Origin of the sequence: Prevotella sp. OH937_COT-195 (assembly GCF_003932845.1) — a bacterium.
Lineage (GTDB): Bacteria > Bacteroidota > Bacteroidia > Bacteroidales > Bacteroidaceae > Prevotella.
On the sequence record NZ_RQZH01000015.1, the window covers coordinates 19,185 to 45,169 of the forward strand.

Below are 25,985 nucleotides of genomic sequence, written 5' to 3' on the forward strand. Positions count from 1 at the left end.
CACGACACTCTCTTGCCGTTTGTCGCCTGTCTTACAATACATTTCTGCAAGATACTATTTCGCTTTTCTGCAAAGAGTCTTTTCGAGACATTCGCACTTAAACCCAAATCTGTCATCAGACCGCATTTGCTCAGATTTGCCATTGTCATTACGCTTCCCTACTGCTTTAGCCCGCTTGCTGACATCTGCGCGGCCATTACATCTCAACGCAGCCCGCTACGCCTTCGATGAAACGGCTGCACATCTGCTCAACAATCGAACAAAATCGGTTGAGGGTTATAATGACCGATTCGGGTTAAAGATTGACAGTCTCGTCGGTAAAGTATCTCGGACGGCGTTTTGTTTCTTGGTAAATCTTGCCCATGTAAGTACCGAGAACACCGATGGCAATGAGTAGTGCGCCCCCAACGAACCATATACTAACGGCGAGTGAAGTCCAACCCGGCAGTGTGTTGCCGCGTACATGCTCTTCGACAGAGTATATTATTATCAGTACTGCCACTATGGTAAAGATGAAACCGGATAACGTTATGAGACGCAACGGAACGATGGAGAACGACGTTATGCCGTCTATTGCAAAACCGATCATTTTTCTCAACGGATATTTTGACTCTCCGGCAAAGCGTGCGGTGCGGTCGTAATACACGCGCCCCTCGTTAAATCCGAGTGTGCGAACCATGCCTCGCAGGAACATGTTGCGTTCCGGCATTGACAACAGAGCCTTCACTGCGCGCTGTGTCATCATTCTGAAATCGGCATGATTATAAACTATGTCGCTGCCTGCCATGCGCATCAGTTGATAGAAATATTGTGCCGTGAGACGTTTGAACGGCGTGTCGGTTTTGCGTTCCTTGCGTATCCCGTAAATAATGTCTTTGCCCTCTTTCACCATTTTTACCATGTCGATGATGGTCTTTTCATCGTCTTGAAGGTCGGCATCTATCGTTACTACGGCATCACATTTATCCACCACCGCCTCCATTCCCGCCCACAGTGCGTTTTGATGCCCTGCGTTGTGAGCCAGTTTCAGTCCCGAGATGTTCTCGTTCTCGTCACAAGCACTGACAATCATTGACCAAGTGGCATCGCGACTACCATCGTCAACAAACAATATTCTTGTATTAGTGCCGGTCTCTGCGGCAAGTTGCGAGCAAAGAATCTGCAGTCTGTCAATCGTCTCGGGCAGTACTTCCTGCTCGTTATAGCACGGAACCACTATGTACAGAGTCAATGCGTCGCTTCCCTCTACATTTCTGCGAGATGCAATATTCATGTTATCTTTGTTTTGTAATGTCGTTACCATAAAATATATTGTCCTTTCTCCCTTGTTGTTTTCCGACAGGCAGTTGTTAAATCAACGCTCTCTGTTTCTGCATTCAAATTCTTCGTGAGTACGTTTCCACCGGTTATGACTCCACAGATATATAGCCGGATCGCGCCTTATGCTCTCTTCCAGCATCTCGAAATATCTCCGTGTAATCTCATTCTTATCCATATTCGACGGTTCGCGCGTAATAAGTTTGAAAGTGAATACATACTGTCCGCGTCTCGGTCGTTCGGCATCCACGTAGAACACGGCATTCTCCATCTTCCTCATTATCCGCTCGGCACCGGTAAAAACCGGGGTCTCCCGACCGAGGAAATTCAGCCACAGATGTATGTTCTCCCACTTAGGCGACTGGTCGGCGATATACCCGAACAGTGTCAAACGGTTCTCACGTCGATATTCCACGAGTTTTCTCAGAATATTTTTCTTGGGAATACACACCCCGTGCAATGCCTGACGTATCTCCATGAACAGCAGATCGAAGTATTTGTTGTGCAGCGGGTGGTATATAAGTCCGCATGTAACGGGTTTTGTCGCAGTTCCGCCGTCTTGCTTCACGGTATGTGTTCCCCATCTTTTTAAGGCGAGGTCGGTGGCGGAGAGCAACTCCCAATTACCGTAATGCCCGAGCATTGCCGCGCAGTGCTGCCCTTCGTCGAAGCACCGTTCCATCTCTTCAACACCCTCGAAACGCGCATGTTTCAGGAAAGTCTCTTTGCCAACGCTGAGCAGTTTCAACGTCTCTACGAAATAATCACCCAGCCATCTGTAAAATCTGCGCTCAATCTCCTTACGTTCTTTCTCTCCTTTCTCGGGAAATACCATGTCAAGGTTGTACCTTACCACCTTTTTCCGGTATCCTATTATACGATATAAAATAATGTATAAGCAATCGGAAAGAACGTACAATGCGCGATATGGCAACAGCGAGAGAACATAGAAGGGAGACATCGCCACCCGTCTCACTCTTTTGTTTGAGAGCGATAGCGACTCTTTTATCCTTTTAAATATGTTGCTCATCGGCAAGGTGCGTTATGTTATTACAGAAAATGTTTCTCTTCCGTTCCCGTCTTTCCTTTGTTCACAATTTTCGGAATGCTATTTCACGACGCTTGTCACGGGGTTCTTCACGCCGTACATGCTTGTCAGGAACGCCTTTGCCGAGCCGAAGCGCAGAAACATGTCGAGGCGCACCGGAACATGGTTGCTGTCGTCTGTGACATAAAAGCGCACCACCTCTTTATATTTCCCTTTCTCCGGTTCCATGTACGACAGTTCGAGACAGCGGTATTTTCTTCCGTTGTCGGCTTTGATTGTAGATTTCCCGCGGTAGCGCAGCAAAGCCGTCTCCACACTGTTGCCGTCTGCAATAGGGAATTTCACTTCAAATCCTTTCTTCCAGTTGGTGGGGTCGAAACTGCGTGCGCGCAGGAATATGTTCATCATGTCGAACACACAGTTGGCGTTAGTGGTGTTTTGCCATTTGTGCGTACCGTCTTTCTTTTGGCGGTGCTGTCTTAGGTGTGTGTTTTCACCACTGTATGTGTACCACACCTCATCAACCGTATATCGTTTCCCCTCGCGTGCCCCTTTTCGGTAATACAGTGGTGTCATGTCGGTAGAGCAGTAGCACAGCAACGTGTCTCTCATGATGAAAAACTTGTCGGCCTTGCTGTTGCCCCGTGTTATTAACGAACCGCGAAATGCTTCCTTTCCTTTGAAATATGACTTATATACCGACATTGATGCGGTGCCTGCCTTTACCCACACAAACTGCCAGTTGTAGTAAAGGTTGTATGTCAGCGACTCGCCCGATTGGAATGCCGTGTTCCGGAACTTGCATTGCGCAGAAGCGTCGGCCGCAATGGCTGCCAGCATAATCATTGCAAAGAGTATTTTTTTCATATATTTGTTTTTTAAGGTCTTGCCTGTCATTAACCGTCTGTTCATATTTTTGGTATGTATTCAATTCCCATTTTGCGTGCCCTCTCCATGTTTCTGTTCTTTATTTTCCTGTCCTTGTCGGGCTTTTGTTTCACTATCTCTGCCGGTTTCTGTTTCTCCGTAGGCGTTGCCGTCGGCTGCCATGACAGCGGCAAGTCCCACTTCGCCTTGCAGTTTATTTTTTCCGGATAGTAGAACACCGTCTCTGCCTGTCTGTTCTCGGAATAGTTGCCGGTATCCCAGATGCCGTTGCGGTTGGTGTCGACGAACATTCGCATGTAGTAAGTTCCCGGTTTCACATAGAAGAACTCTGCCGTACCGCTGTTGGTCGATACTTGTTTTACGACATTGTCGCTGCCATCGAGCAGTTGTACCACCAAGGTGGTATCCTCCATTTTGCCAATGTTCATTATTACGGTGCTGTATTCATCGTTCGACCTGACTTTGAATCCTTGTTTGAAAGGTGCGGATACGCGGTTGTATATGTCGGTAAAGGCAGCCGAGTCAATCTCGAGACTATACTCGGTGCCGGGTCTCCACTCGCCGAGAATGTCAATTATGCGCTGCGTTCCTTCGCGCCTTTTCACCACCAATGGTGCCCGATACCACACGGTGTCTATCTTAGAGTACAGATGAACCATGCCGGTGTCTGCGAGCAAGAGCGGTTTGTCGAACTCTATCGAGGGGTTGCGGTCGGGATCAAGCATCGAACTTATGTTATATGTCGGTTTCAGTGCTTCGGCGGGCATTTCCGTAAGGAACGGTTCCCCTCGTTTCTTGGCCTTATCTTGTTTCTTTTTCCACTCGTCATAAATCTTCTGTTGGCGCTTCATACGTTTCTCGTGGGTGTCGCGCGACAATATTTCGAGCGTGTCTGTTTGCAGCCTCAACACCCCGAGCGTGTCTGTTGCCATGTATTGCATCTCCACGTTCAGCGTGTCTTGGTTGATGAGTAAGGAGTCTTTTATCCAATATGTCAGCGAATCCTTGTTCCTGCTGCTCTCCGTTACGAATGCGTTTCGTTCGTCGAAATTCAGTCCTCGCAGCCGCGGCAGTTGGTCGCTTCCGTTGCTGAAAAACACCGAGAAATGGTCTGCCTCTTTCCTTTCGGTCTTTATCAGATAGCGGTCTGTCTGTATTTCAGTGAATGCTCTCAGCACAATGTTGTCCGGCATGAAGTGTGTGTAGTCAATGCGTGCGATGTCCTTTATGCGCAGCGAGTCGAGCCACAGTGTGTCTTGCCGCACGTCGGGTTTCGACCACGGTGTTACGATGTCGTGGTTGAAAGCCAGTTTCTCGCTCTTCTGTGTCAGTCTGAAATCCGCATCGGCATCTTGCAAGGCATATATGCGGTATTCTCCCGGTGCTATGCCTCGTATCACGAAGTGTCCGCGACTGTCGGTTCGCCCCACCCGCAACATCGGTTCGGTTCTGAAAGCCGAGTCTGAAAGGTTGCTGTAAAGCCCCACGAGTATTCCTTTTATCGGTTCTAGGTTCTCTGCCTCAAGCACATGTCCTGACACTTCGAGAGTGTCTATTTCGCCTCCCGTGGAGAAACTGTAGGTGTAGTTGCTCATCGGGTTTCCTTCGTTGTTGTCCGATATGGCGTCGCTGAAATCGATGGTGTACGTGGTGTTCGGGCGCAGCGAGTCTTTCAGTTCAATCTTTATTTGTTTCCCCGCCCCTTTTATCTCCGGTGTTTCGAGTTGCGGCGGGCATATAACGATTTTTTCCTGCGGGTTGTCGAGTTTTATGAACTCGTCGAAGTATATGTTTATTTTGTGCGAGTTGATGCCCGTCGATTTGTCTGTCGGCGAGGTGCGTATTATTCGCGGCGGCGTTTCGTCGTACCATCCGCCGTCGGGTTGTCCCATTTTTGCGCACGAGAAGAGCAGAGCCGTAATCAGGCAAAGCGGCAATGCCCACATTGCTTTCACGCCATTTTTTGTTTTCTTCGTGTCCTTTACCATGTTGTTTCCCCTCTTGTCGTGTTTCAGTTACTTGTCATTCATCAACAGCAACCGGTCTATGTTTTCGCGGCTGTTGCTCAGTCGCGGCACTTTGTTCTGCCCTCCTAATTTCCCGCGCGACTTCATCCAGTCCTCGAACAACCCTTTCCGTGCATCTGTTATTTCAAGATGTTGCAGGGTTATGTCCTTATATCGTTTTGCCTCGTAGTCGCTGTTTATTTCCTGCAGTTTGCTGTCGAGCAGGGCGGCGAAGCGTTCCGGCGAGTCGGGACGTCGCGCAAACTCTATCAGCCATTGGTGACGACATTTCGCGTTGCCGTTCATGAACACCGGTGCGGCTGTGTATTCCATCACCTCGGCACCCGTCTCGCGGCATGCGTATGCCAGTCCTTGCTCGGCGTTGTCTATTATCAGTTCCTCACCGAAGGCATTTATGAAATGCTTTGTGCGTCCGGTGATGACGAACTTGTACGGCTTAACGCTCGTGAAACGTACCGTGTCGCCTATGACATATCGCCACAATCCGCATGTGGTGCTGATAATCATGGCGTAGTTTACTCCCGTTTTCACTCCCTCGAGCGGCACTATGCACGCTTGTTTCCCGGCTTCCACCTGTTGTTGGGCCATTCCTGCGGTTTGTATTGCCTCGTCGAACTTGTCCATCGGTATGAACTCGTACAGCACACCGTAGTCGAGCATCAGCAGCATCGACGTGTCTGTCGGATCGTTTTGCAGTCCGAAGAAACCCTCGCTGGCATTATATGTCTCCATGTAGTGCATGTCGGGAGAGGCTATGAGTTGCTCGTACTGCTTGCGGTAGGGTGTAAATGCCACGCCGCCGTGGAAGAAAACCTCAAGGTTCGGCCACACTTCGTCGAGGGTTTTCTTGTCAGACAATTCCATGACACGCGTCAGCACCGAAAGCATCCACGATGGAACGCCGCTCAGGCTTGTAACGTTCTTGTATATCGTCTCGTGTGCAATGCGGTCGCGTTTCAGTTCGAAATCGCTTAGCAGTGCCGTCTTTTTTCCGGGTACCCGCACCAAGTTTACAAGCGGATTGATGTTTTCTATGAGAATTGCGCTGAGGTCTCCCACCAACGACCCGGGCAGGTTGTAGTTCGGCGAGTGACTTCCGCCGAGTATCAACGAACGTCCGTCGAAAATTTTGCTTGCCGAGTTGTTGCCCAGATACATTGCCACTGCGTCGCGACCTCCTTTGTAGTGCATTGCTTGAAGTCCCTCGGCACTCACCGGTATGAACTTAGACTTGTCGTTTGTCGTGCCGGACGATTTTGCAAACCATTTCACCTGCCCCGGCCACAGAATGTCGTGTTCGCCGTGGCGCATGCGGTCTATGTCGGATTTCAATTCCTCGTAAGTGTTCAGAGGCACCACTCGACCGAAATCTTCGTAGTTTTTTATCGAGTTGAAAGAGTGCTTCTGTCCGTATTCGGTATGTCTCGCACGCTCAATGAGACGCTTCATTGCCTCTTGTTGCAACTGCAACGGCGCGCTGTTGTGCAACAGTAATTTCCTCTGTCGGGGTATGAATGCGTTTCTTATTATTCTTGTAAGGCTCATTGTTTATATCAAAACAATCGTGGTGTTTTTTTATTCGCTGTCAAAATTAATCCTCTTTCGGCTGCAAAGATACAAATAAAAAGCGAATAAGCCCCAATCGCACATTAAGATTTTTGCATACGTCAACACACCGGAAAACATGATTAATTGTTTTACCCGGGCGTAAATTATCTGCCAATCGGTTTGGAAAGGAATTGGCATAAATCATCAGTAACGTGAGTTAGGTATAAAAAGAATGGTTTAATTATCCTTGAAATTCTGATTAAATATATTACTCTTTACTACTTTATTTCATATTTATCTTTCTCCGACAAAATTGCTGTTCGACATCCATTTTTTAACCCCAATCGGTCATTAGAATCCTCAGCCGATTTTGTTCGATTGTTGAGCGGATGTGCAGCCGTTTCACCGAAGGCGTAGCGGGCTGCATCGAGATGTAATGGCTGCGCAGATGGCAGCAAGCGGGCAAAAGCAGTCGGGAAGCGTAACGGCAATGGCAAATCTGAGCAAATGCGGTCTAATGACCGATTTGGGTTTAAGTTTTGGGCATCAAAATAATAAAATGTCAGCCAAAAGTTCACGATTATCAAATGATATAAGTACTTGTAAAATAAAACCAAACATTATTCCTTATACCCAACTCGCTTATGCATTGAAATTCGATTTGGGCAGAATTGCGGAGTAATTTGGGCGAATTTGCAGAGCAAAACAGGCGAAATTGGTTAGCAATTTCGCCTGTTTTGGTTATTGATATGTTACATAATTGTGTTTACGTCGCAATTCATCGTGTTGCGAAATAATATCCTTCGCCCAATGCCATGCGTGCCTCGAACATTCCTTGCTCGTTTAGCGAGACCTCTTTCGTTTCGCCTCCGGGAAGCATTATCTCTGCCGTGTCGTTGTCTTTCATCTTCAACAACACCTGCTTTTCTCCCTCTGCCTCCACGCTCCATGTCTTCTGCCGTTCATCGAAAGTAAAGTTTACCTGCTTTCCGTCGGCATCTTTGATTTCGTATCCGTCTTTCAGGGTTGTCACCGCATACATTCTGCCGTCGCTTCCCATCACGTTCTGCGTCTTTCCCGCATTCGATGCAATCGGGTTTTCGTCCGACCAGAACTCTATGGTGTTGAGAACAAGCAGGTCGGCAGTGCCGCAAATGGCGTATGCCGGCGATATTATAATGAATATCAGTTCGTTAATAAACTTGTTGTCTGTTGCGGTTTTGTTCCACGCCAGCACCTTGTTGAACAAACTGAACGACCCTATACACGAGTTGAGTGTAATTGCCGCAATGCAAAGGCACACAAACATTTTAACACTTTTCTTGAACATAACATGCCATTTTTTTAGTCAATATGTTGCAAATGTAGTTATTTCCATTGCAACCTGCAAACAAAATCACATTTTTTATGACATTGCAACACACCGATACACTATGATGAAAAATACCAATTTTTGGGTATTGCGGCACCCGTACTAAATTCATACCTTTGCGCCGCATTATGATAATAACAAACAAAGCATGCGAAAACGGCTGTGTTATGCCAAAATTTATGCCAAGATTATATTCATTATTAATATTAATATACGTAGCACTATTGTCGGCAGCCGTACCGGCGGCAGCACAGGTAACGGCGCGTGCAAAGGTTATTGACCGTCAGACGGGCGAACCGTTGCCCGGTGCCATTGTCCGGCTTGCAGATGCCTCGCGAAAAATCGTTGTAACCGATGCCGATGGTTTTTTCACGCTGCACACCGACAGCGCGACGGCAGTAATAAGCATATCTTTCATGGGGTACAACGAACTGAAAGAGGTGCTGAAGAACAATGCCACATACCGTCTCGCACCATCGACAACAATGCTGAAAGAGGTGGTGGTGACGGCAACCGAGCGGAGAGGACTTACCTCGTCGTCGGTAATCGGGAAGCATGCCATGAAACATCTGCAGCCGTCGAGCATAAGCGACATAATGGAATTGTTGCCGGGGGGTATGGCGAAAGACCCGAACCTGACAACTCCGAACATAATAAAACTGAGGGAGACGGGACGACCGGGCAGCAATTACAACACTTCGTCGCTGGGAACAAGTTTCGTAATAGACGGCGCACCGTTGTCAACCAACGCCGACATGCAGTTCGTAAACGGGGCATGGGACAACAAAACCACACAACGTAATTTTACCAATGCGGGTGTTGATATGCGCTCCATATCTACCGACGATGTGGAGCAGGTGGAGGTGGTGCGGGGAATCCCCGGAGTGGAGTACGGCGACCTTACCAGCGGTCTCGTAAAAGTGCAACGCCGCAAGGGAGGGCACGACTTGCAGGCACGTTTCAAGGCCGACATGGAGAGCAAACTTCTGCATGTGTCGAAAGGATTGGAATGGGGCGAAAAACGATGGACTCTCAACATGAGTGCAGACTGGCTGAGTGCCAACGGCGACCCGCGAAACGTGCTTGAAACATACCGGCGATTGTCGTTCTCGGTACGCGGAGGACATCTGCGACAAACGGCGAGACGGCAATGGGCGTTGGGACTCAACCTCGACTACTCCGGCTCGTTCGACGATGACAAAATAGACCCCGAACTGAACTACGGCGGAGTTGACTCGTATAAGAGCAAACGCAACCGTTGGGCGGCAAACTTCACTCTGCGACAGGACAGCAGGAGCGACGACGATTGGTGGAGATCGGCGGAACTATTGGTGTCTGCCAATTTCGAGAAGAACATTCTCGACCGCCGGCGATTGGTGCAGATAGACCACGGACAGCCTGCCGCCGTGACACACGAGGAGGGCGAGAGCCGTGCCGTCATCATCTATCCTTACAAATATACGGGGCATCACAAGGTTGACGGGCGGCCGCTCGGCATATTCGCAAAGACGCAAGCCGATTTCGTACTGCCTTCATCATGGATGGGAAACCGACTGAAGGTGGGTGCAGACTGGCAATACGACAAGAACCTCGGCATGGGACAGGTGTTCGACCCGATGTTCCCGCTATATGTGGGACTGTCAACACGACAGAGGAAATACAGCTATGTGCCGGCAGAAGTGCAGTTGTCAACATTCGCCGAGGCAGACATTACCATTCCCGTTGCCCGACATCAAATACGGATTGTGGCAGGAGTACGCAACTCGTCGATGATGCATCTCGACAGTCGCTACGAACTCCGGGGCAAGATTTATACAGACCCAAGGATAAACGCAGGGTGGAACCTGCCTCCAATATCTGTCGGTGGGTCGCCGCTGAATCTGCAACTTAGGTACGGATGGGGCAAACATACAAAGATGCCCACCATAGACCAACTCTACCCCGAAAGATTGTACATAGACATGGTTGAGATGAACTACTGGCACGAGAAACGCGAACTGCGCTCGGTGTGGTTGCAGACATATATAAAAGACCCTACCAACTATTCTCTGCACGCGGCACGGAACAACAAGTGGGAGGTGAGCATCGACGCATCGTGGAACGGTCACAGGCTTATCGTTACATACTTCGAGGAAGACATGAAATCGGGATTCCGACGCATGACCGATTTCCACCCGTATGCCTACAAATGGTACGACACATCGGGCATAGACCACAAAACAATCACCACGGCTCCCGACCCTGCCGACCTGCCATACGAGACGAGACGGGTGCTGCGCAGCACCGGACAAACCGGCAACGGCAGCCGCACCATGAAACGAGGAGTGGAATACACCTACTCGTCGCCAAGATGGCGTATGCTCGCAACTCGTCTTACCATAACCGGAGCATGGCTTAAATCGCAATATAACAACTCGATGCTGGTACAGGAGCATGTATCGCGCACCTTGGGAGGAAGAAACATAGAATTGGTGGGACTGTACGACGACGATGACGGATATATCCGCGAAATGTGGAACACTAATTTTACTTTCGACACAGACGTACCACGCCTTGCACTCGGGTTCTCGATGTCGGCGCAGTGCATGTGGTACACCGCCCGGCAGAACATGCACAAGGAGGTGCGCCCGGTGATTTACATGGCAGCCGACGGCATTCTGCGCCCCTTTACCGATGCCGATGCCGCCGACATGGAACGCCAGTTCCTCGTGCGTACATACAACAACAGCATCGAGAAGAGAATGACCGTGCCTTTCTACATGAACCTCAACTTCAAGGCTACAAAACGACTGCTGGGCGAACACCTAATGGTGGCACTCTTCGTGAACAAGATTTTCGACCTTCACCCCGACTATACGCGTAACAACTACACCACACGGAGATATGTAACGCCGTACTTCGGACTTGAAATAAACTTCAATTTATAATTTAACAATTAATTCCATGAACAAAACATTTACTCGGTTCGCACTATGTGCGATTACTGCCTTTGCCGCAACCGGCGCACAGGCTTTCGATTTCCAAGCCGGAAACGTGTACTATAACATTACCGGCTCAAATACTGTGGAGGTGACTTATGCCACCAAAAATTACAACTCGTATGCAGGAAACGTTACACTGCCTGCAAAAGTGACAAAAGACGGGAAAACATACAACGTTGCCTCAATCGGCAATAAGGCGTTCTTCGGTTCGAAGAGCGTGAACAACGTGCGCATACCGTCGTCCGTTAAATTCATCAAGGAGGAGGCTTTCAAACAGTGCGAAAACCTTACCTCCGCATACATGGCAGAGCCGGCAGAACTGGAGGAGAACTCGTTCGAGTTTGCCAACGTTACGCTCTACGTTCCCGAGTTGATGAAAGAAAGTTTCATTAACGAAGATTTCTATCATCGCTTCAAGGCTATAATCGAGACTGACGAGTTCGACGAGCCTATCGGTTCGAAAACTCTCGTCATTACCGAGATTTTCTTTACCGGCACCACCACGCCCGAAGGAAAACAGTACAGCGATGACCAATATGTGAAAATAGGTAACAACAGCAGCGAGACATTGTACCTCGACGGATATGCTTTTGCAGAAACGGCATTCATGTCGGTGGATAAGCAGGACTACAAACCGAACATCATGGCAGACACAACGACAATCGACGCAATATACTTGTTCCCCGGAAACGGAAATGAATATCCCATCGCACCGGGCGAGGAGGTGTTGATTGCACTAAATGCCATAAACCACAAGGAGATAAACCCTAAATCGTTTGACCTCTCAAAGGCCAATTTCGAGTTCTACGACGAGTCGGATAACCCCAATTTCCAAGACAGCGACAACCCTGACGTAACAAACATGGTAAACTGGTATGACTACAGCAAGTCGTACTGGGCTATGCACAACCGCGGCTTTAAGTCGTATGTACTCGCAAAACCCGAAGTGGGCATGGAGGATTTCATAAAGGATTTCAAATATAAGTACACGTATGTATTCACATTCGGAGGAAACTCATACGACATGGACGGCGAGGGATACAAACTCCCAAACACATGGGTTACAGACGCAGTGGGACTCAGCGTGGCATCGGAATGGGAATGGAACGTGTTTGCCCCGACACTCGACGCAGGATGGGCGCACTGCGGAAGCGTGGATCATGACAAGACAAGGTATAACCTTTCGGTAATACGCAAAAAGAACGATGACGGAAAATGGAAAGACACCAACAACTCAACGGAGGACTTCCTCTCTGACGCTCCGGCATCAATGCTCAACGTTACCAGCGGCATAAACAACGTAAACCGCGACACTCGCAAGACAACGAGAGTTTACCGCATAGACGGCGTAAGCGTTAAAGACACAAGCAAGCCGGGATTGTATATAATCGATGGTCGCAAGGTTGTAGTGAAATAAACCGCATGAAGCACTTAAATTTTATATATAAAGCAAAGATATGCCTCTGGCTCACGGTTCTGTCATGTGCCTGTGAGCCGGGGCATAACGATGACATAACGACATCTGCACGTGTCACACTGACCGCACCCGACAGCATAGCACTGTTTCGGGCCAAAGGTACGGTAACGATGCAATGTCTTACGAACAAAATAACATGGACGGCATCGGAGTGGGACAGCGTAAGAGTGGCATTCCCCGAGGTAATGCGCGGACCATACAACATAACGGCCGACGGCAAAGTGGCGGTAAGCATAAACGGAGGACGGCGCAAGGTGTATCGCTTTCGTGCCGCAAACAGTTATGTGGAAGTGATGAAACACCCGCCGGAAATAAAACTCGACATACAATTAGTGAAATGACAATACGACATATCTGCATCGCGTTGCTCGCCACAACCATGCCGGTAACAAACAACGCCACGGCAACCGAACGTGAACACGAAGCGGCAGACAGCGTTGCCTGCCGTATCGCGAATGCCGCCGGGCACCACAACCTGTTCCTTAACACGCTGAACTCATGGATGCAAAATCCTGCACTCTTCTTCGATGCGTATGCCGGCACATACGGACAACTTGGGATATATGCCGACACACGCCGCGAGAAGGAGGCTTTCGTAATGCAGGAAGGAAACGGGCTACACAACACGGGCATAAAAGCAACGACTTACAGAAGACTCGGCAGTAACGGCAAAGCGAAAAATTCGGAGCACCGGTCAATGACGGTGGTTTGGGGAGAGGCATCGTACCGGAACGGGAAACGCAAGAATGTGGAATGGAATGCCTCGTCGGATTGGAAGACAATATACCCTTACGTTCTCGCCGATACGATAGGAGGCAACCGCAACACCGAGAGATATACTTTCCAAGGCGGTTGCGCAACACGCTTCGGAGGATTGACCGTTGGCGAAGAACTTACTTTCCGCGCCGAGCACGAATGGTCTACCCGAGACCCGCGAATGCGCGGAATTGTAACCGATCTGAAAATTCGCACCGCCATCGGTTGCAGCATTCTGAAACACCGAACGGCACTCGGTGGAACGCTGAAATTGTACAAGCAAACCAACTCTGTTGAGTTCTACCGCGAGGAAGGCAAAGTTCCGGAGTACCAGATGTCGGGTCTCGGAAATTGGTATGAGCGTTTCTCAGGTACCAACAACAACGCATACTATAAGGCGGCAGGAGGCGGAATAGACCTCGGCATTCAACCACACGCAGACGGCAGAGGAGTGATTCTCACGGCGAGTTACGAGTATGTGCCGTACAAACGGATATTGTCGAACCTCAACGCACTGCCGATAAACCGACTGTATGTGACCCGATGGCAAACGCTGTTGGGATGGAGGAGCAAAACGGTAACAAATGCCAAAGGTAATGGCAGTTTCATGGCATGGATAAGCATGAACGGAGAAAAACGCCGGGGAGACGAGATTATAGGCGGAGAATCTACCGCCGACGAGTTTGCGGTGCGCGGTTATCTGACGATGTACGACAGTCGTACCATCGACATTCATGCCGGGACAATGGCAAGCGTGCGGTTGGGCAGAGGCAACACAACCACGTTAAAGATTTTGGCGGGCAGACATAAGTATTCCTCTTCGTATGCTTTTCCTCACAGCCGTCTCGATTTCTGCAAGAATTATGTGGGCGGAACACTGCAATGGCAGACATTGGGCAGACGATGGCTTTTAACGGCAGACATGACATTCCGTTACGACAATAATGTTTCCGGTGAGTTCACAACAACAAGCAGCGACTCATACACCGTGCCGACAAAGGAAGATGTCGCCGAGGCAAAGCGCAAGATGACAGAGAGATATACCGCATCCGCAATGGCATCATACACCCAACTATTGTTGGGAGTGCATGCGGAATGGCATCCGCAATTCATGGGAAACATGGGACTCTTTGCCGGAATACGTGCCGGATACAGAAAAAACGATGTCGGAGGAAACAATCATGGCCATGTACTGCATGCCTCGGCAGGAATAACATTCTGACAATACCCGATTTGCGATGCAAACTGCCGAGACTTCTTAACGTTTCGGCAGACAAAAGAAAAGTGTTTCGCCGTTCTGCATGGTGTGAAATACCGTCAAAACGAACTTTGAAGAATAACAATAAGCTCGTAAAGAAATACATTACAAAAACAACTGACATTAAAAACCGTAACCGACAAGATGATTAAGAGCATATAAACAAAATAAACAAAAAATCAAGATAATTTTTAAAATTTCCACACCAAAAAAGGAGTTTTACAAATATTATTCGTAATATTGCATTTGTTGGTTTACTCTTTAAGATAATTATAAAAAAACATTACTATGACAAAAGCAAAACCTTTTATCAAGTGGGTTGGCGGTAAAAGCCAACTCATAGAACAATTGGATGCCCTGCTTCCTGCCGACTTTGATAACTGGGATAATGCAACGTACATAGAACCTTTTGTGGGTGGTGGGGCAATGCTCTTTTATATGCTTCAACGTTATCCAAATATCCATCATGCCATAATCAATGATATTAACCCGGATTTGACCATTTGTTATCACACAATCAGAGATTTCCCAGAACTACTTATTGAGTCCTTACAATATATAGAGAATACTTATTTAGCTCTTCAAACCGAAGAAGAAAGAAAAGAATTCTTTATGACGGCACGCAAACGATACAATGAAAAAATCTCGACCCGATTGAGAATACGACACTTTTTTTCTTTCTCAACAGAACATGTTTTAATGGCTTATATCGAGTAAATAAGAAAGGGCTTTTCAACGTGCCTTTTGGGAAATACTCGAATCCGACAATTTGTGATACGGAGACAATAAGGAAAGATAGCGAGTTATTACAACGTGTAGAAATTCTTAATGGAGACTTTGAAAAGACATTCGAGTATGCACATGATAATACTCTCTTTTATTTTGATCCTCCTTATCGACCACTCAGTGAGACTTCCTGTTTTAACGATTATGCCAAAGAAATCTTTAATGATGATGAGCAGATTCGATTAAAAAAATACTGTGACAAAATCCATGATGCAGGCTATATGTTTATGCTAAGTAACTCTGACTGCAAAGGTAAAAACAATGATGACAATTTCTTCGATATACTTTATGAAAATTATCAAATAAAACGTGTATGGGCATCACGCAGTATTAATTCAAATCCAGATAAACGGGGTAAGTTGACCGAAATACTTGTACACAATTATCACGAAACAAAGAATACTAATCGGCTCATTTTTCCTCTATCGGAAAAATCGTAATGAAGCAACAAAAGAATTGGTCATGATTGGAAATAAATAATTGGAAAATATGTCAGGTAAATTATTTAGGCACAATTAAAATATTAATATATTATATAAACGCAAACAGTTTTATTTCAGTAGAGAAAATTATGAATAAAGACTTTAACAAGTTTATGTCTCAACTTCAAGAGACTAATCAAACTTTGGATTTCTTTTGTAACTTTGACAAGATATATAAAAACGTTGAAAATATAAAACTTAGCCTATGTATGCTTAACAGTATGATAGGTAGTACTGATTTACATAAAAAGTGTAGAAACTATTTGGAATCGTGACAAGTCGGCATTTCGCGTTATGGATATACTTATTGCAGTACGTAGTGAAGGAAAGAAAATGATTCTCAATTCCGAAGGAAAATGTATAACGTTGGATCAACTTTTCCAAAGTGTGGATGGAGTAATGGAATATTTAGAGAATACGGGACTGGCAGATATTTTCAGAGAAAAAAGAATAATGCAGCTATTTTTTGACAAGGATAATATGGAGATAATTAACTTTGGAGGTAAAATTCATGAATTTGCGATAAAAAAGTGCGAAAATATTGCAAAAAATCGGAGTTTATTAATTCTGTTTTATAGAAAATACCTAAATTTGCAAACCGGACTTAATAAAATCACTTGATTCTTATTAAATGTAATTTATATGAGTATTAGTAAAGACGTCATAAAGCAGTGCCTGATTAGTAAGCAGCGCGAGGTGGATGAGGCGGTGATTGTGAACCGTCCCATAGACTTTGAAGAGAATGGCAATTATGTGATAGTTGGTGTGAGACATGCAGGTAAGTCGTACCTGCTGTATCAGCGCGTGCGTCAGCTACAGGCAGCAGGAATGGGATGGGACGAGATTCTGTTTGTGGACTTTGAGGATGAGCGTTTGGCGGAATTCCAGACAGAAGACTTCAACAGTCTGCTGGAGGCCCATTTGGAACTGTATGGTAAGAAGCCGGTGGTGTTTTTGGACGAGGTGCAGAACATTCCGCACTGGGATAAGTTTGTGCGGAGGCTGACTGATGCTAAATACAAGGTGTATGTGACTGGCAGCAATGCGAAGATGCTGAGCAAGGAGGTGGCAACTACGTTGGGTGGACGGTTCTTTATCCATGATGCGTACCCATATTCGTTCAAAGAGTATCTGGCAGCGCAGCAGGTGGAACTGAAGGAGCATTGGGAGTATGACACGATTCAGAGAAGCGAGGTGAAGCGACATCTGAATGAGTACTTCTATTACGGCGGTCTGCCAGAGATTCTGTCGTTTAAGAACAAGCGGGCGATGTTGTCGAGTCTGTATCAGAAGATATATCTAGGGGACATCTGCGCCCGAAATAACATTAAGAATGACAGGGTGTTGAACATCCTAATCAAGAAGATGGCGGAGAGCGTGAAACAGCCGTTGTCATATAACAGACTGAGGAACGTGATAGTGGCAACAGGGGCACCCATCAGTGTGCCTACTACGATAGACTATGCGGATTATGCCTCTGACAGTTGGCTTATACTACCCATGGAAAATGAGGTGGGGAAACTGACTGAGAAGGAGATGCAGAAGAAATACTATTTCGTTGACAATGGGCTGCTGAACCTGTTCTTGCTGAACTCAGAGACATCGCTACTGGAGAACATGGTGGCGGTGGAACTGTGCAGGCGGTTTGGCAAGAAGAATGTGTATTTCCTGAACGCGGAGAAGGAGATAGACTTCATTGTCCCTGACGAGAAGCTGGCCATACAGGTATCATACAGCATCAAGAATGAGACCACTTACAATAGGGAGGTGCCACCACTGGTGAAGTATGCCAAGGCGCACGAGGACTGGGAGTGCCTGCTGATTACGTATGATGAGGAGAGAGCGGAAGAGGGTATAACCGTGGTGCCAGTGTGGAAGTGGCTATTGTTGGCTATAGGGAGCACGAATCTTACTAATTGACACGAATACATTTAAGATATGGATACAAAAAAACTCATTGAAGAGGTACTATTAGACCTTGGCGATAATAAGAGTCTGACAGATGTTTCCAGTAAAATACAGATTATTGTTAGGTTATTAGGAGACGAGAAGTTGAAATCTTGGTATACCTGTGAGTTCGTAACTGGTTACAAGGATCAGGAACTTCCAGATTATCGTATATCGCGTGCCGTAGAAATAAAGGCAGACTATATAATGCCACAAGGGTTCGGCGCATGGAAGTTGAGCGGTCAGAGTGTACCGATTGCTAACTTGGGGCTTGAGAAGTACAAAGAGATTATGACAGTTCGCTTCTGTGATACCATATCAGCCATCATTGAGTATTCGAAGCACCCTAAAAAAGTGGTAATGTCGCTAAGCCCTTATGAGCAGGCACTTGTTCAGAAAGTATTGGGCGAAGCCCATATCCAGAATGTCCATAAAGTACTTTCGCCTTCTACCTTCCAGACTATCATTGATAATGTACAAGGCCGTATCATAGATATGTTTATGGATTTGAACGAGCGGGTCTTCTATGGAGAGTTGGATTTAAAGTCAAACTCTGCAAAAGAAGAGATACATCAGGTAATTACCCATAATATCACCGCAGGTATTGTTCATACAGGATCTGGCACAATAGAGGCAAGCAATGCTACGATAGCGGCCATTATTGAGCAATCGCCTTCAGCTGATGTGATTGCAAGACTGACTTCGTTAACTGATGAAATAGAAAGGGTGGCTAAAGATGCAGACGAAGAATTTGACGACATTGTTAGAGAGTTGATCGATATTCGGACGGAACTATCAAAACCTCAGCCTAACAGTTCTTTCTTGAAGAAATCATTCAAGGCGTTAACATGGGGTGCGACTGTTTCCTGTAAAACCACCATTGAAAAATTGGTTAAGAAAGCGATAGAATATTTGTCGTAAAAACAAAAGTGTTTTTCGAACCTCGTTGATTATTGTTGCGTTACATTCTGAAACAGAATAATTATCCGCAGATATGCTATATTGCCTTACTGGGATCTCGTGACTATACTAGTCGTTCCTTAAAAACTATATTTCAGCGTGAAGTTTGTAAAAGCGAAGTTCACGCTGATTTTTTTATAAACCACAAAAGAACTCTCATTGCTCTTTTGAAGTTATTTGCCGCAGCAGCTAATAAGACATTGACAGCATCTCCTTTCACACCTTTATAAAAGTTGCGAGATAGTCTGTAATCACTTTTAAGATGTCCAATCGTTGGTTCTATGCCTGCTCGTTTACAAAATAGTTTGTGTTTCTTTCTCTTTTGGTAGTAGGTAGTCGTTATCTCGGGTTGGAAATGAATGATGATTTCCTGACAATGAGTAAAGCGAGACGTGAGGAGATAGAGAATCGTAATAAATATAATGAATATATAGAACGACTTGCCAAAACTAAAATTATTCTACCGCCCGACAACTCTTTTGTTTCAGAAGAAATAAATACCAATTATGGAGTTCCATGGCTATAATGTACCTCTTCAAATTATTTTCTGTCAACAAATGTACCTAACACTACTTTAACTCCTAACAAAATTGCACTTTATGTCAAACATTTTAAATAAATCCGACAGGGCAAGATGTTTATTTTGCGATGCAAATGTTTTGACATTGAGGAAAAAAAAGTAATTTTGCAGCATGATAAAAGGACACGGTGATGACGGTTTCGCATACGGCGGGACGATAATTCACGATTTCAGTTCGAACGTAATTGCGGCAATGCAGCCGGAAGGACTGCTCGAACACCTGCAAAAGAGCATCGCTCTCGTGGGACATTACCCGCAACCTGCCGCCGAGCAGCTTGCTGCGGAACTTGCACAGAGAAAGAGCATTCTCGATGACGAGGTGTTGCCAACCAACGGAGCGACAGAGGCTATATATCTCGTGGCGGCTGCATACGGCGGAACTACATCGGCAATTGTGGAGCCGACTTTCAGTGAATATGCCGATGCGTGTCGTATCTGCGGTCATTCGCTGCAACGGATACGCAGTCTGACAGATGCCGGAAACGATGCCGACATGGTGTGGCTGTGCAATCCCAACAACCCCACGGGCAGACTTATCGACAAAGAAAGATTGCTCGATCATGCCTACACTCACAAAAATAAGTTGCTCGTGATAGACCAGTCGTATGAACACTCGACAAAGGGATACTGCATATCTGCCGCCGAAGCCGTCGAAGCGGGAAACATAATACTTATTCACTCCATGACAAAGCGGTTTGCCATTCCCGGATTAAGACTCGGATTCGTTACCGCGGCAGAGCATATCGTAAGACATTTGCAGAAATGGAAACAGCCGTGGTCTGTAAACGCACTTGCAGTTGAAGCCGGTGTGTGGCTGTGCCGGAATGCCCTACCGACAGACATAACTCCGTTTATAGAGGAATGTCGGTGGCTGCAAGACAGGATAAACGACATCGAAGGCATCGAAGCACTGCCCTCCGACACCACATTCTTCCTCGCACGATTGGACAATCCCTGCTCTACTCTTATGAAAGAACGGCTTGCCGGCGAGGGAATACTCGTGCGCAACGCCTGCAATTTCCACTTTCTCGATGAACACTACCTGCGCATTGCGACACAGGAACACCGCTCTAACGAACAACTTTTAAAAGCCATAAAGAAATGTATTCTGCAATAGCACTTCTCCTCGGGTGGCTTGCCGACAAATTGTTGGGCGACCCGACATGGCTGCCTCACCCCATAGTGCTTTTCGGGAAGGCAATTTCCATTGGAGAAAGGCGGCTGAACAAGGGCAGACACCGCCGTGCCAAAGGTGTCGCACTGGCGGTAACACTCATCGCGACAACATTCGCCGCCACATACGGCATTATCCATCTGCTGTTGCCCATACCCGTTGCAAGACCGCTTCCGGTTGTGGGTTTCTCGGTGATTATAATCTTCTTCTGTCTCGCTGGAACAACATTGGCACGCGAAGTGGAGATGGTGTTCCGAGCCGCCGACCGCTCGCTCGACGCCGGGCGACGTCAGGTGGGACGCATCGTGGGGCGCGACACCTCGTGCCTTACCGACCAAGAAGTGCGCAAGGCATCGCTCGAAACTCTCGCCGAGAACCTCAGCGACGGAGTCATAGCACCGCTGTTTTGGCTCGGCATACTCGGTTTGCCGGGTATGATGACCTATAAGATGATAAACACTCTCGACTCCATGATAGGCTACCGCACCGAACGCTACCGACTGTTCGGAACCGCGGCGGCGGTAATCGACGATGTGGCAAACTACCTCCCGGCACGAATTACCGCACTGTTGATGATATTTGTTGCCGGCAGACCAAGCCTTTTACGCTTCGTATGGCGTTACGGTTCGCGGCATGCCAGTCCCAACAGCGGCTGGCCCGAAGCCGCATTGGCAGGCATTTTGAACTGTCGTTTCGGCGGCACACACACATATTTCGGAGAGACAATTGAAAAACCGTATATCGGCGAACACGAACGCCGGCTGACATCTGCCGACATGCACCGGGCAATACGCATCAATCGACGTGTCGAGGCGGTTGCAATAATTGTCATGGCACTGATTGCAGCAGTTTTAAATTGTTAAAATGGTGTAAACCTTTCATTTGTTATGAAAAGCTTTGACTTTTTTTAGTACATTTGCATTCATATAAAACAAAAAGAAAAAATGGGCAAGGCAAAGATTACGGTGGCAGGTATAGGTCCGGGCAGCGAGGCAGACATAACGCCGGCTGTGATAAAAGCAATCGGCGAGGCAGACGTGGTGGTGGGATACAAATACTACTTCCGGTTCATAGAAAAATATGTAAAAGAAGGCTGCAAGTGCATAGACACGGGAATGAAACGCGAACGCGAACGCGCAAAACAGGCATTCGACATGGCCGTGCAAGGGCATAACGTGGTGGTTATAAGCAGCGGAGATGCTGCCGTCTACGGTATGACACCGCTGATATACGAGATGAAACGGCAGTATGCCGATGCCGACATGGAGGTGGCATCACTGCCCGGCATCTCGGCATTCCAGAAAGCGGCATCGCTGCTTGGTGCTCCCATGGGACACGATTTCTGCGTAATATCGCTCAGCGACCTGATGACACCGTGGGCAACGATAGAGAAACGCATCGCGGCGGCAGCCACTGCCGATTTCGTTACCGCCGTATATAACCCCAAAAGCAACGGTCGATACTGGCAACTACACCGCTTGAAAGAAATATTTCTAATGCACCGGTCGCCCGATACACCGGTGGGTTATGTGCGACAAGCCGGCCGCCCCGAACAAGATGTGCACCAAACAACTCTCGCAGAGTTCGACCCGGAACAGACAGATATGTTCACGGTTATCATAATAGGCAACAGTCAGAGTTACGAGTGGGAAGGTTCGATAATAACGCCACGCGGATATTATCGCGAAGAGAATGACGAAAAAGGGAGCGAGAGCGGAGCAAAGGGCATCGGACAGGAAATAATGATGAAGAGTTTCCGCACCATTCGCTCGGAGATAAGCGACCCCGACATACCGCTCTTCCGCCTGTGGCCGTTGCTGCATGCAATACACACCACTGCCGATTTCTCAATGGAAGAAATTCTATACACCACCGACGAAGCAGTGCCAAAGATATTCGGCGAGATGAAAGAGGGACGACTGAAAACCATAATTACCGATGTTACTATGGCATCGGCAGGCATACGGAAAGCGGCTTGCATGCGCATGGGAATAGAAGTGAAATGCTATCTCGCCGACCAACGTGCCACAGAAATGGCAAAGGAGAAAGGAATCACACGTTCGCAGGCAGGCATACGTCTTGCCGCGGAAGAACACCCCGACGCACTGTTCGTGTTCGGCAATGCACCGACGGCACTCATGGAACTGTGCGAACTTATGCTACACGGCAAGGCAAAACCTGCAGGCATAATTGCCGCACCGGTGGGTTTCGTACATGTGTGCGAGTCGAAACATGCCGTAAAAGTGTTTCGCAACATACCGAAAATAATAATAGAAGGCAGAAAAGGGGGAAGCAACCTCGCTGCAACGCTCGTCAACAGCATATTGGCATGGGACGACGCACAACAGTTAATGCCCGGAAGAGACGTATGAAAGAAAACCGTACAGACTATATCATAATAGGCATAGACGACAGTCGCGAACCATCGCTGACAAATGAAGCACGGAAAGCGATTGCCTCCGGACGAGTTTTCTCGGGAGGAAAACGTCATCACGACATCGTTGCCGGCATGCTCCCGAAAGACTCGCGGTGGATAGACATAACGGTGCCGCTCGACAACGTGTTCGCAGAATATGCCGATACAGACGACACAATAGTGATATTTGCATCGGGCGACCCGCTCTTCTTCGGGTTTGCTGCAACAATACTAAAACGCATTCCTACGGCAAGAATAAAAACGATGCCTGCACTCAACTCCCTGCAAACACTCGCCCACCGACTGCTTATGCCTTACCACGACATGCAGACGGTAACACTCACGGGAAGACCGTGGCACGAACTGGATGCGGCACTGATAAGGAGGGCATCGAAAATCGGCATTCTGACCGACCGCAACCACACTCCGGCAACCATTGCACAACGAATGCTGGAATACGGATACGACAATTATGACATGCACATAGGTCAACTGCTCGGCAATGACAATGGCGAGAGGGTTGTCACTATGACACTCGACGATGCCGCCGGTTACGAGGCTGCAATGCCTAACTGCGTAATCGTAACGGCAAGGGAAAAACGCAAGATAACGATACCTGTCCCCGACGAGGCTTTTCTCACACTCCCCGGAAGACCGCTGATGATAACAAAGGCTGCCATACGCCACATCACACTTGCCTCTCTCGAACTGCAACAGAGACAGTCGATGTGGGACATCGGTTTCTGCACCGGTTCGGTATCCATCGAGGCACGGCAGCAATTCCCGCACCTGCACGTCACGGCATTCGAGACAAGGAGCGAGTGCGAGGAAATAATAAAGGCTAACGCACACCGTTTGGGAACTCCCGGCATTGAAGTGGCAATGGGCGATTTCCTCGCCGCCGACACATCTGCATGCCGCCCGCCCGATGCCGTATTCATTGGCGGACACGGCGGACATTTGCGCGAGATTGTGTCGAAAGCGGCACAGGCAATGACCGGCGGCGGCGTAATGACGTACAACTGCGTGGCTGTCGAGACAACTTCCGACCCGCGCATTCCCACCGACAGCATGGAGATTTTCCACCGGTCGGCAGTCGAAGCGGGAATGACAGTGGAACAGCCGTTGCGGGTCGCCATCAACTCTTATCACCCGATAAACATTCTTAAAGCAAGGAAGAAATGAAAATATCAATCATAACCGTAACAAGGGAGGGCGCGAACATCGCCGAGATACTGAAAAATACGCTTGCAGGAGACATCGATACGGCAGACCGCAACGATGTTCCCGGACTCTTTGCAGACCGTGACGCATTTATATTTATCGGCGCAATGGGCATTTGCGTGCGAACAATAGCACCGCTGATAGAAGACAAACACACCGACCCTGCGGTAATATGCATCGACAGCACGGGGCGCAATGTCATATCGGTGCTCTCGGGACACGTCGGCGGGGCAAACCAACTTACGAGAGAGGTGGCAGCGACAATAGGGGCAATGCCGGTAATCACCACGCAGAGCGACAACCAAGGACTGTGGGCACTCGACACCATTGCGGACGATTTCGGGTGGACAGCCGTTGCCGAAAACGACATGAACGACATCATTGCGGCTTTCGTTGCGAAACGCCCCACGGCACTATGGCTCGAGACACACGACCGCGGAACCGACCACTTGCAGGAAACACTGCCTCCGCATGCCATAATCGTGAGAAACATGGAGGAACTGTTACAGAGAGATTTCTCACTGTGCATCATCGTATCACCGTTCCGCCACGAGATACCGGAAGGAATGATGTGCCTGCGTTTCGTTCCTCGTGCAGTGGTAGTGGGAATCGGTCTTGCACACGAGGCAGAGCCGGCAGCCGGGATTATTTCCGCCATCGACACGTTAATTGCCGACAACGGCATTATGAGAGAGGCGTGCCGCTTTGCCACGATAGACATAAAGAGCAACGAACCGGTGGTAAAACAGATGATTGCAGACGGCGACGATTTTACGTTTTTCACTGCATCGCAACTCGCGGAAGTCAACGTCCCGACACCGAGCGATGTGGTGGCAAGGCATGTCGGCACACCAAGCGTGAGCGAGGCTGCCGCACTGCTGGCTGCCGATGGTGGTGAAATACTTATGAAGAAACAGAAAGGAGACAATTTTACCGTTGCCGCTGCAATTGAAAGAAAGTGGCTGCGACGCGGACACATAGAGATAGTGGGAGCCGGTCCCGGCGACCCGGATCTCGTCTCGGTGCGCGGAAAGAGAATGCTCGAACGTGCCGACCTCATATTATATGCAGGCTCACTTGTGCCAAAGGAACTTACTTTGTGTGCCAAAGAGGGTGCCACGGTGCGCTCGTCGGCCGACATGAACCTCGACGAACAGTGCTCGCTGATGAAACATTTCTACGACCGCGGAGCATTCATAGTGCGCCTTCATACCGGCGACCCGTGCATATTCGGGGCAATACAAGAGCAGATGGCGTTTTTCGACGAGCATGGAATGAACTATCACATCACACCGGGAATATCGTCGTTCCTTGCCGCCGCGGCAGAACTGCGCTCGCAATTCACGATTCCCGAACGATGTCAGACAATAATACTTACCCGCGGCGAGGGGCGCACACCCATGCCGGAACGCGAGAAACTGCACCTTCTGGCTCGTTCGCAGAGTACGATGTGCATCTTCCTTAGCGCATCGATAGTTGATGACGTGCAGGAGCAACTGCTCACCGAATATCCCGAAGACACGCCGGTGGCAGCCTGCTATCACCTCACTTGGAAAGATCAGGCGATATATCGAGGCAAATTGAAAGATCTCGCAGCAATCGTAAAGGGACACGATCTCACGCTCACCACCATGATAGTTGTGGGCGAAGCAATAGACAACCGCTCTAACAAATCGCTACTATACGACAAGGGTTTCAGTCATTTGTTCAGGAGTTGAAAAGAGACATTTCAAGAGTTAAAAAG

Annotated in this window: 19 protein-coding genes and 3 pseudogenes; 14 read left to right on the forward strand and 8 right to left on the reverse strand. The window is 48.0% G+C overall.

Going from position 1 to position 25,985, the window contains the following annotated elements; translation table 11 throughout:
- Positions 1-136 precede the first annotated feature (136 nt).
- Positions 137-397, forward strand: coding sequence for a hypothetical protein (locus EII32_RS07090; protein WP_125234741.1), 261 nt, complete (start codon positions 137-139; stop codon positions 395-397).
- On the opposite strand, the gene EII32_RS07095 is transcribed toward EII32_RS07090, so the two are convergent.
- The 7 genes from EII32_RS07095 to EII32_RS07125 all read right to left on the reverse strand — a co-directional run bounded on the left by EII32_RS07095 (position 296) and on the right by EII32_RS07125 (position 8,158).
- Positions 296-1,303 (reverse strand): glycosyltransferase family 2 protein, encoded by a 1,008-nt coding sequence (locus EII32_RS07095; RefSeq protein WP_317125329.1) that lies wholly within the window; start codon positions 1,301-1,303, stop codon positions 296-298. The genes EII32_RS07090 and EII32_RS07095 overlap by 102 nt on opposite strands.
- 51 nt (positions 1,304-1,354) lie before the next feature.
- A complete protein-coding gene (locus EII32_RS07100; RefSeq protein ID WP_233582339.1) occupies positions 1,355-2,347 on the reverse strand; it encodes a lysophospholipid acyltransferase family protein in 993 nt (330 codons plus the stop codon).
- Positions 2,348-2,425: 78 nt separating this feature from the next.
- Positions 2,426-3,232, reverse strand: coding sequence for a DUF3108 domain-containing protein (locus EII32_RS07105; RefSeq protein WP_233582340.1), 807 nt, complete (start codon positions 3,230-3,232; stop codon positions 2,426-2,428).
- Positions 3,233-3,273: 41 nt separating this feature from the next.
- Positions 3,274-5,241, reverse strand: coding sequence for an Ig-like domain-containing protein (locus tag EII32_RS07110; RefSeq protein WP_410524573.1), 1,968 nt, complete (start codon positions 5,239-5,241; stop codon positions 3,274-3,276).
- 27 nt (positions 5,242-5,268) lie between these two features.
- Positions 5,269-6,825 carry a GH3 auxin-responsive promoter family protein gene (locus EII32_RS07115; protein WP_125234744.1) on the reverse strand — a complete coding sequence of 519 codons (1,557 nt, stop codon included), beginning with the start codon at positions 6,823-6,825 and terminating at the stop codon, positions 5,269-5,271.
- Between the two features lie 281 nt (positions 6,826-7,106).
- Positions 7,107-7,325, reverse strand: a complete 219-nt coding sequence (locus EII32_RS07120) for a hypothetical protein (protein WP_125234745.1) — start codon at positions 7,323-7,325, stop codon at positions 7,107-7,109.
- A gap of 281 nt (positions 7,326-7,606) precedes the next feature.
- Positions 7,607-8,158, reverse strand: coding sequence for a DUF3332 domain-containing protein (locus tag EII32_RS07125; RefSeq protein ID WP_125234746.1), 552 nt, complete (start codon positions 8,156-8,158; stop codon positions 7,607-7,609).
- Between the two features lie 221 nt (positions 8,159-8,379).
- On the opposite strand from EII32_RS07125, the gene EII32_RS07130 reads away from it, so the two are divergent.
- The 8 genes and pseudogenes from EII32_RS07130 to EII32_RS07165 all read left to right on the forward strand — a co-directional run bounded on the left by EII32_RS07130 (position 8,380) and on the right by EII32_RS07165 (position 18,808).
- A complete protein-coding gene (locus EII32_RS07130) occupies positions 8,380-11,127 on the forward strand; it encodes a carboxypeptidase-like regulatory domain-containing protein (protein WP_125234747.1) in 2,748 nt (915 codons plus the stop codon).
- A gap of 16 nt (positions 11,128-11,143) precedes the next feature.
- Entirely contained in the window at positions 11,144-12,598 is a 1,455-nt protein-coding gene (locus EII32_RS07135; RefSeq protein ID WP_125234748.1) for a DUF4876 domain-containing protein, read from the forward strand.
- 5 nt (positions 12,599-12,603) lie between these two features.
- On the forward strand, positions 12,604-12,999 hold the full coding sequence (locus tag EII32_RS07140; protein WP_125234749.1) for a hypothetical protein: 396 nt from the start codon (positions 12,604-12,606) through the stop codon (positions 12,997-12,999).
- Entirely contained in the window at positions 12,996-14,636 is a 1,641-nt protein-coding gene (locus tag EII32_RS07145) for a DUF6850 family outer membrane beta-barrel protein (protein ID WP_125234750.1), read from the forward strand. The genes EII32_RS07140 and EII32_RS07145 overlap by 4 nt, the downstream gene beginning before the upstream one ends.
- 324 nt (positions 14,637-14,960) lie before the next feature.
- Positions 14,961-15,898: pseudogene (locus tag EII32_RS07150) on the forward strand (DNA adenine methylase).
- A gap of 131 nt (positions 15,899-16,029) precedes the next feature.
- Positions 16,030-16,402: pseudogene (locus EII32_RS07155) on the forward strand (DpnII family type II restriction endonuclease); the annotation flags it as partial.
- Between the two features lie 180 nt (positions 16,403-16,582).
- Entirely contained in the window at positions 16,583-17,860 is a 1,278-nt protein-coding gene (locus EII32_RS07160; protein ID WP_125234751.1) for an ATP-binding protein, read from the forward strand.
- Between the two features lie 18 nt (positions 17,861-17,878).
- Complete coding sequence (locus EII32_RS07165; RefSeq protein ID WP_125234752.1) at positions 17,879-18,808, forward strand: hypothetical protein; 930 nt, start codon at positions 17,879-17,881, stop codon at positions 18,806-18,808.
- 160 nt (positions 18,809-18,968) lie between these two features.
- Here the strand turns inward: EII32_RS07165 and EII32_RS07170 are convergent.
- Positions 18,969-19,178: pseudogene (locus EII32_RS07170) on the reverse strand (transposase); the annotation flags it as partial.
- 361 nt (positions 19,179-19,539) lie between these two features.
- Here EII32_RS07170 and EII32_RS07175 point away from each other — a divergent pair.
- The 5 genes from EII32_RS07175 (at position 19,540) to cobM (ending at position 25,959) form a co-directional block, all read left to right on the forward strand.
- The gene (locus tag EII32_RS07175; protein ID WP_125234753.1) at positions 19,540-20,544 is read left to right on the forward strand and encodes an aminotransferase class I/II-fold pyridoxal phosphate-dependent enzyme; all 1,005 of its coding nucleotides are present in this window, start codon (positions 19,540-19,542) and stop codon (positions 20,542-20,544) included.
- Entirely contained in the window at positions 20,529-21,464 is a 936-nt protein-coding gene (cbiB, locus tag EII32_RS07180; RefSeq protein WP_125234754.1) for an adenosylcobinamide-phosphate synthase CbiB, read from the forward strand. The genes EII32_RS07175 and cbiB overlap by 16 nt, the downstream gene beginning before the upstream one ends.
- Before the next feature lie 81 nt (positions 21,465-21,545).
- Positions 21,546-22,973, forward strand: a complete 1,428-nt coding sequence (cobJ, locus tag EII32_RS07185) for a precorrin-3B C(17)-methyltransferase (protein WP_125234755.1) — start codon at positions 21,546-21,548, stop codon at positions 22,971-22,973.
- Positions 22,970-24,202 carry a precorrin-6y C5,15-methyltransferase (decarboxylating) subunit CbiE gene (gene cbiE / locus EII32_RS07190; RefSeq protein ID WP_125234756.1) on the forward strand — a complete coding sequence of 411 codons (1,233 nt, stop codon included), beginning with the start codon at positions 22,970-22,972 and terminating at the stop codon, positions 24,200-24,202. The genes cobJ and cbiE overlap by 4 nt, the downstream gene beginning before the upstream one ends.
- Positions 24,199-25,959, forward strand: a complete 1,761-nt coding sequence (cobM, locus tag EII32_RS07195; RefSeq protein WP_125234757.1) for a precorrin-4 C(11)-methyltransferase — start codon at positions 24,199-24,201, stop codon at positions 25,957-25,959. Before cbiE ends, cobM begins: the two co-directional genes overlap by 4 nt.
- Positions 25,960-25,985 lie beyond the last annotated feature (26 nt).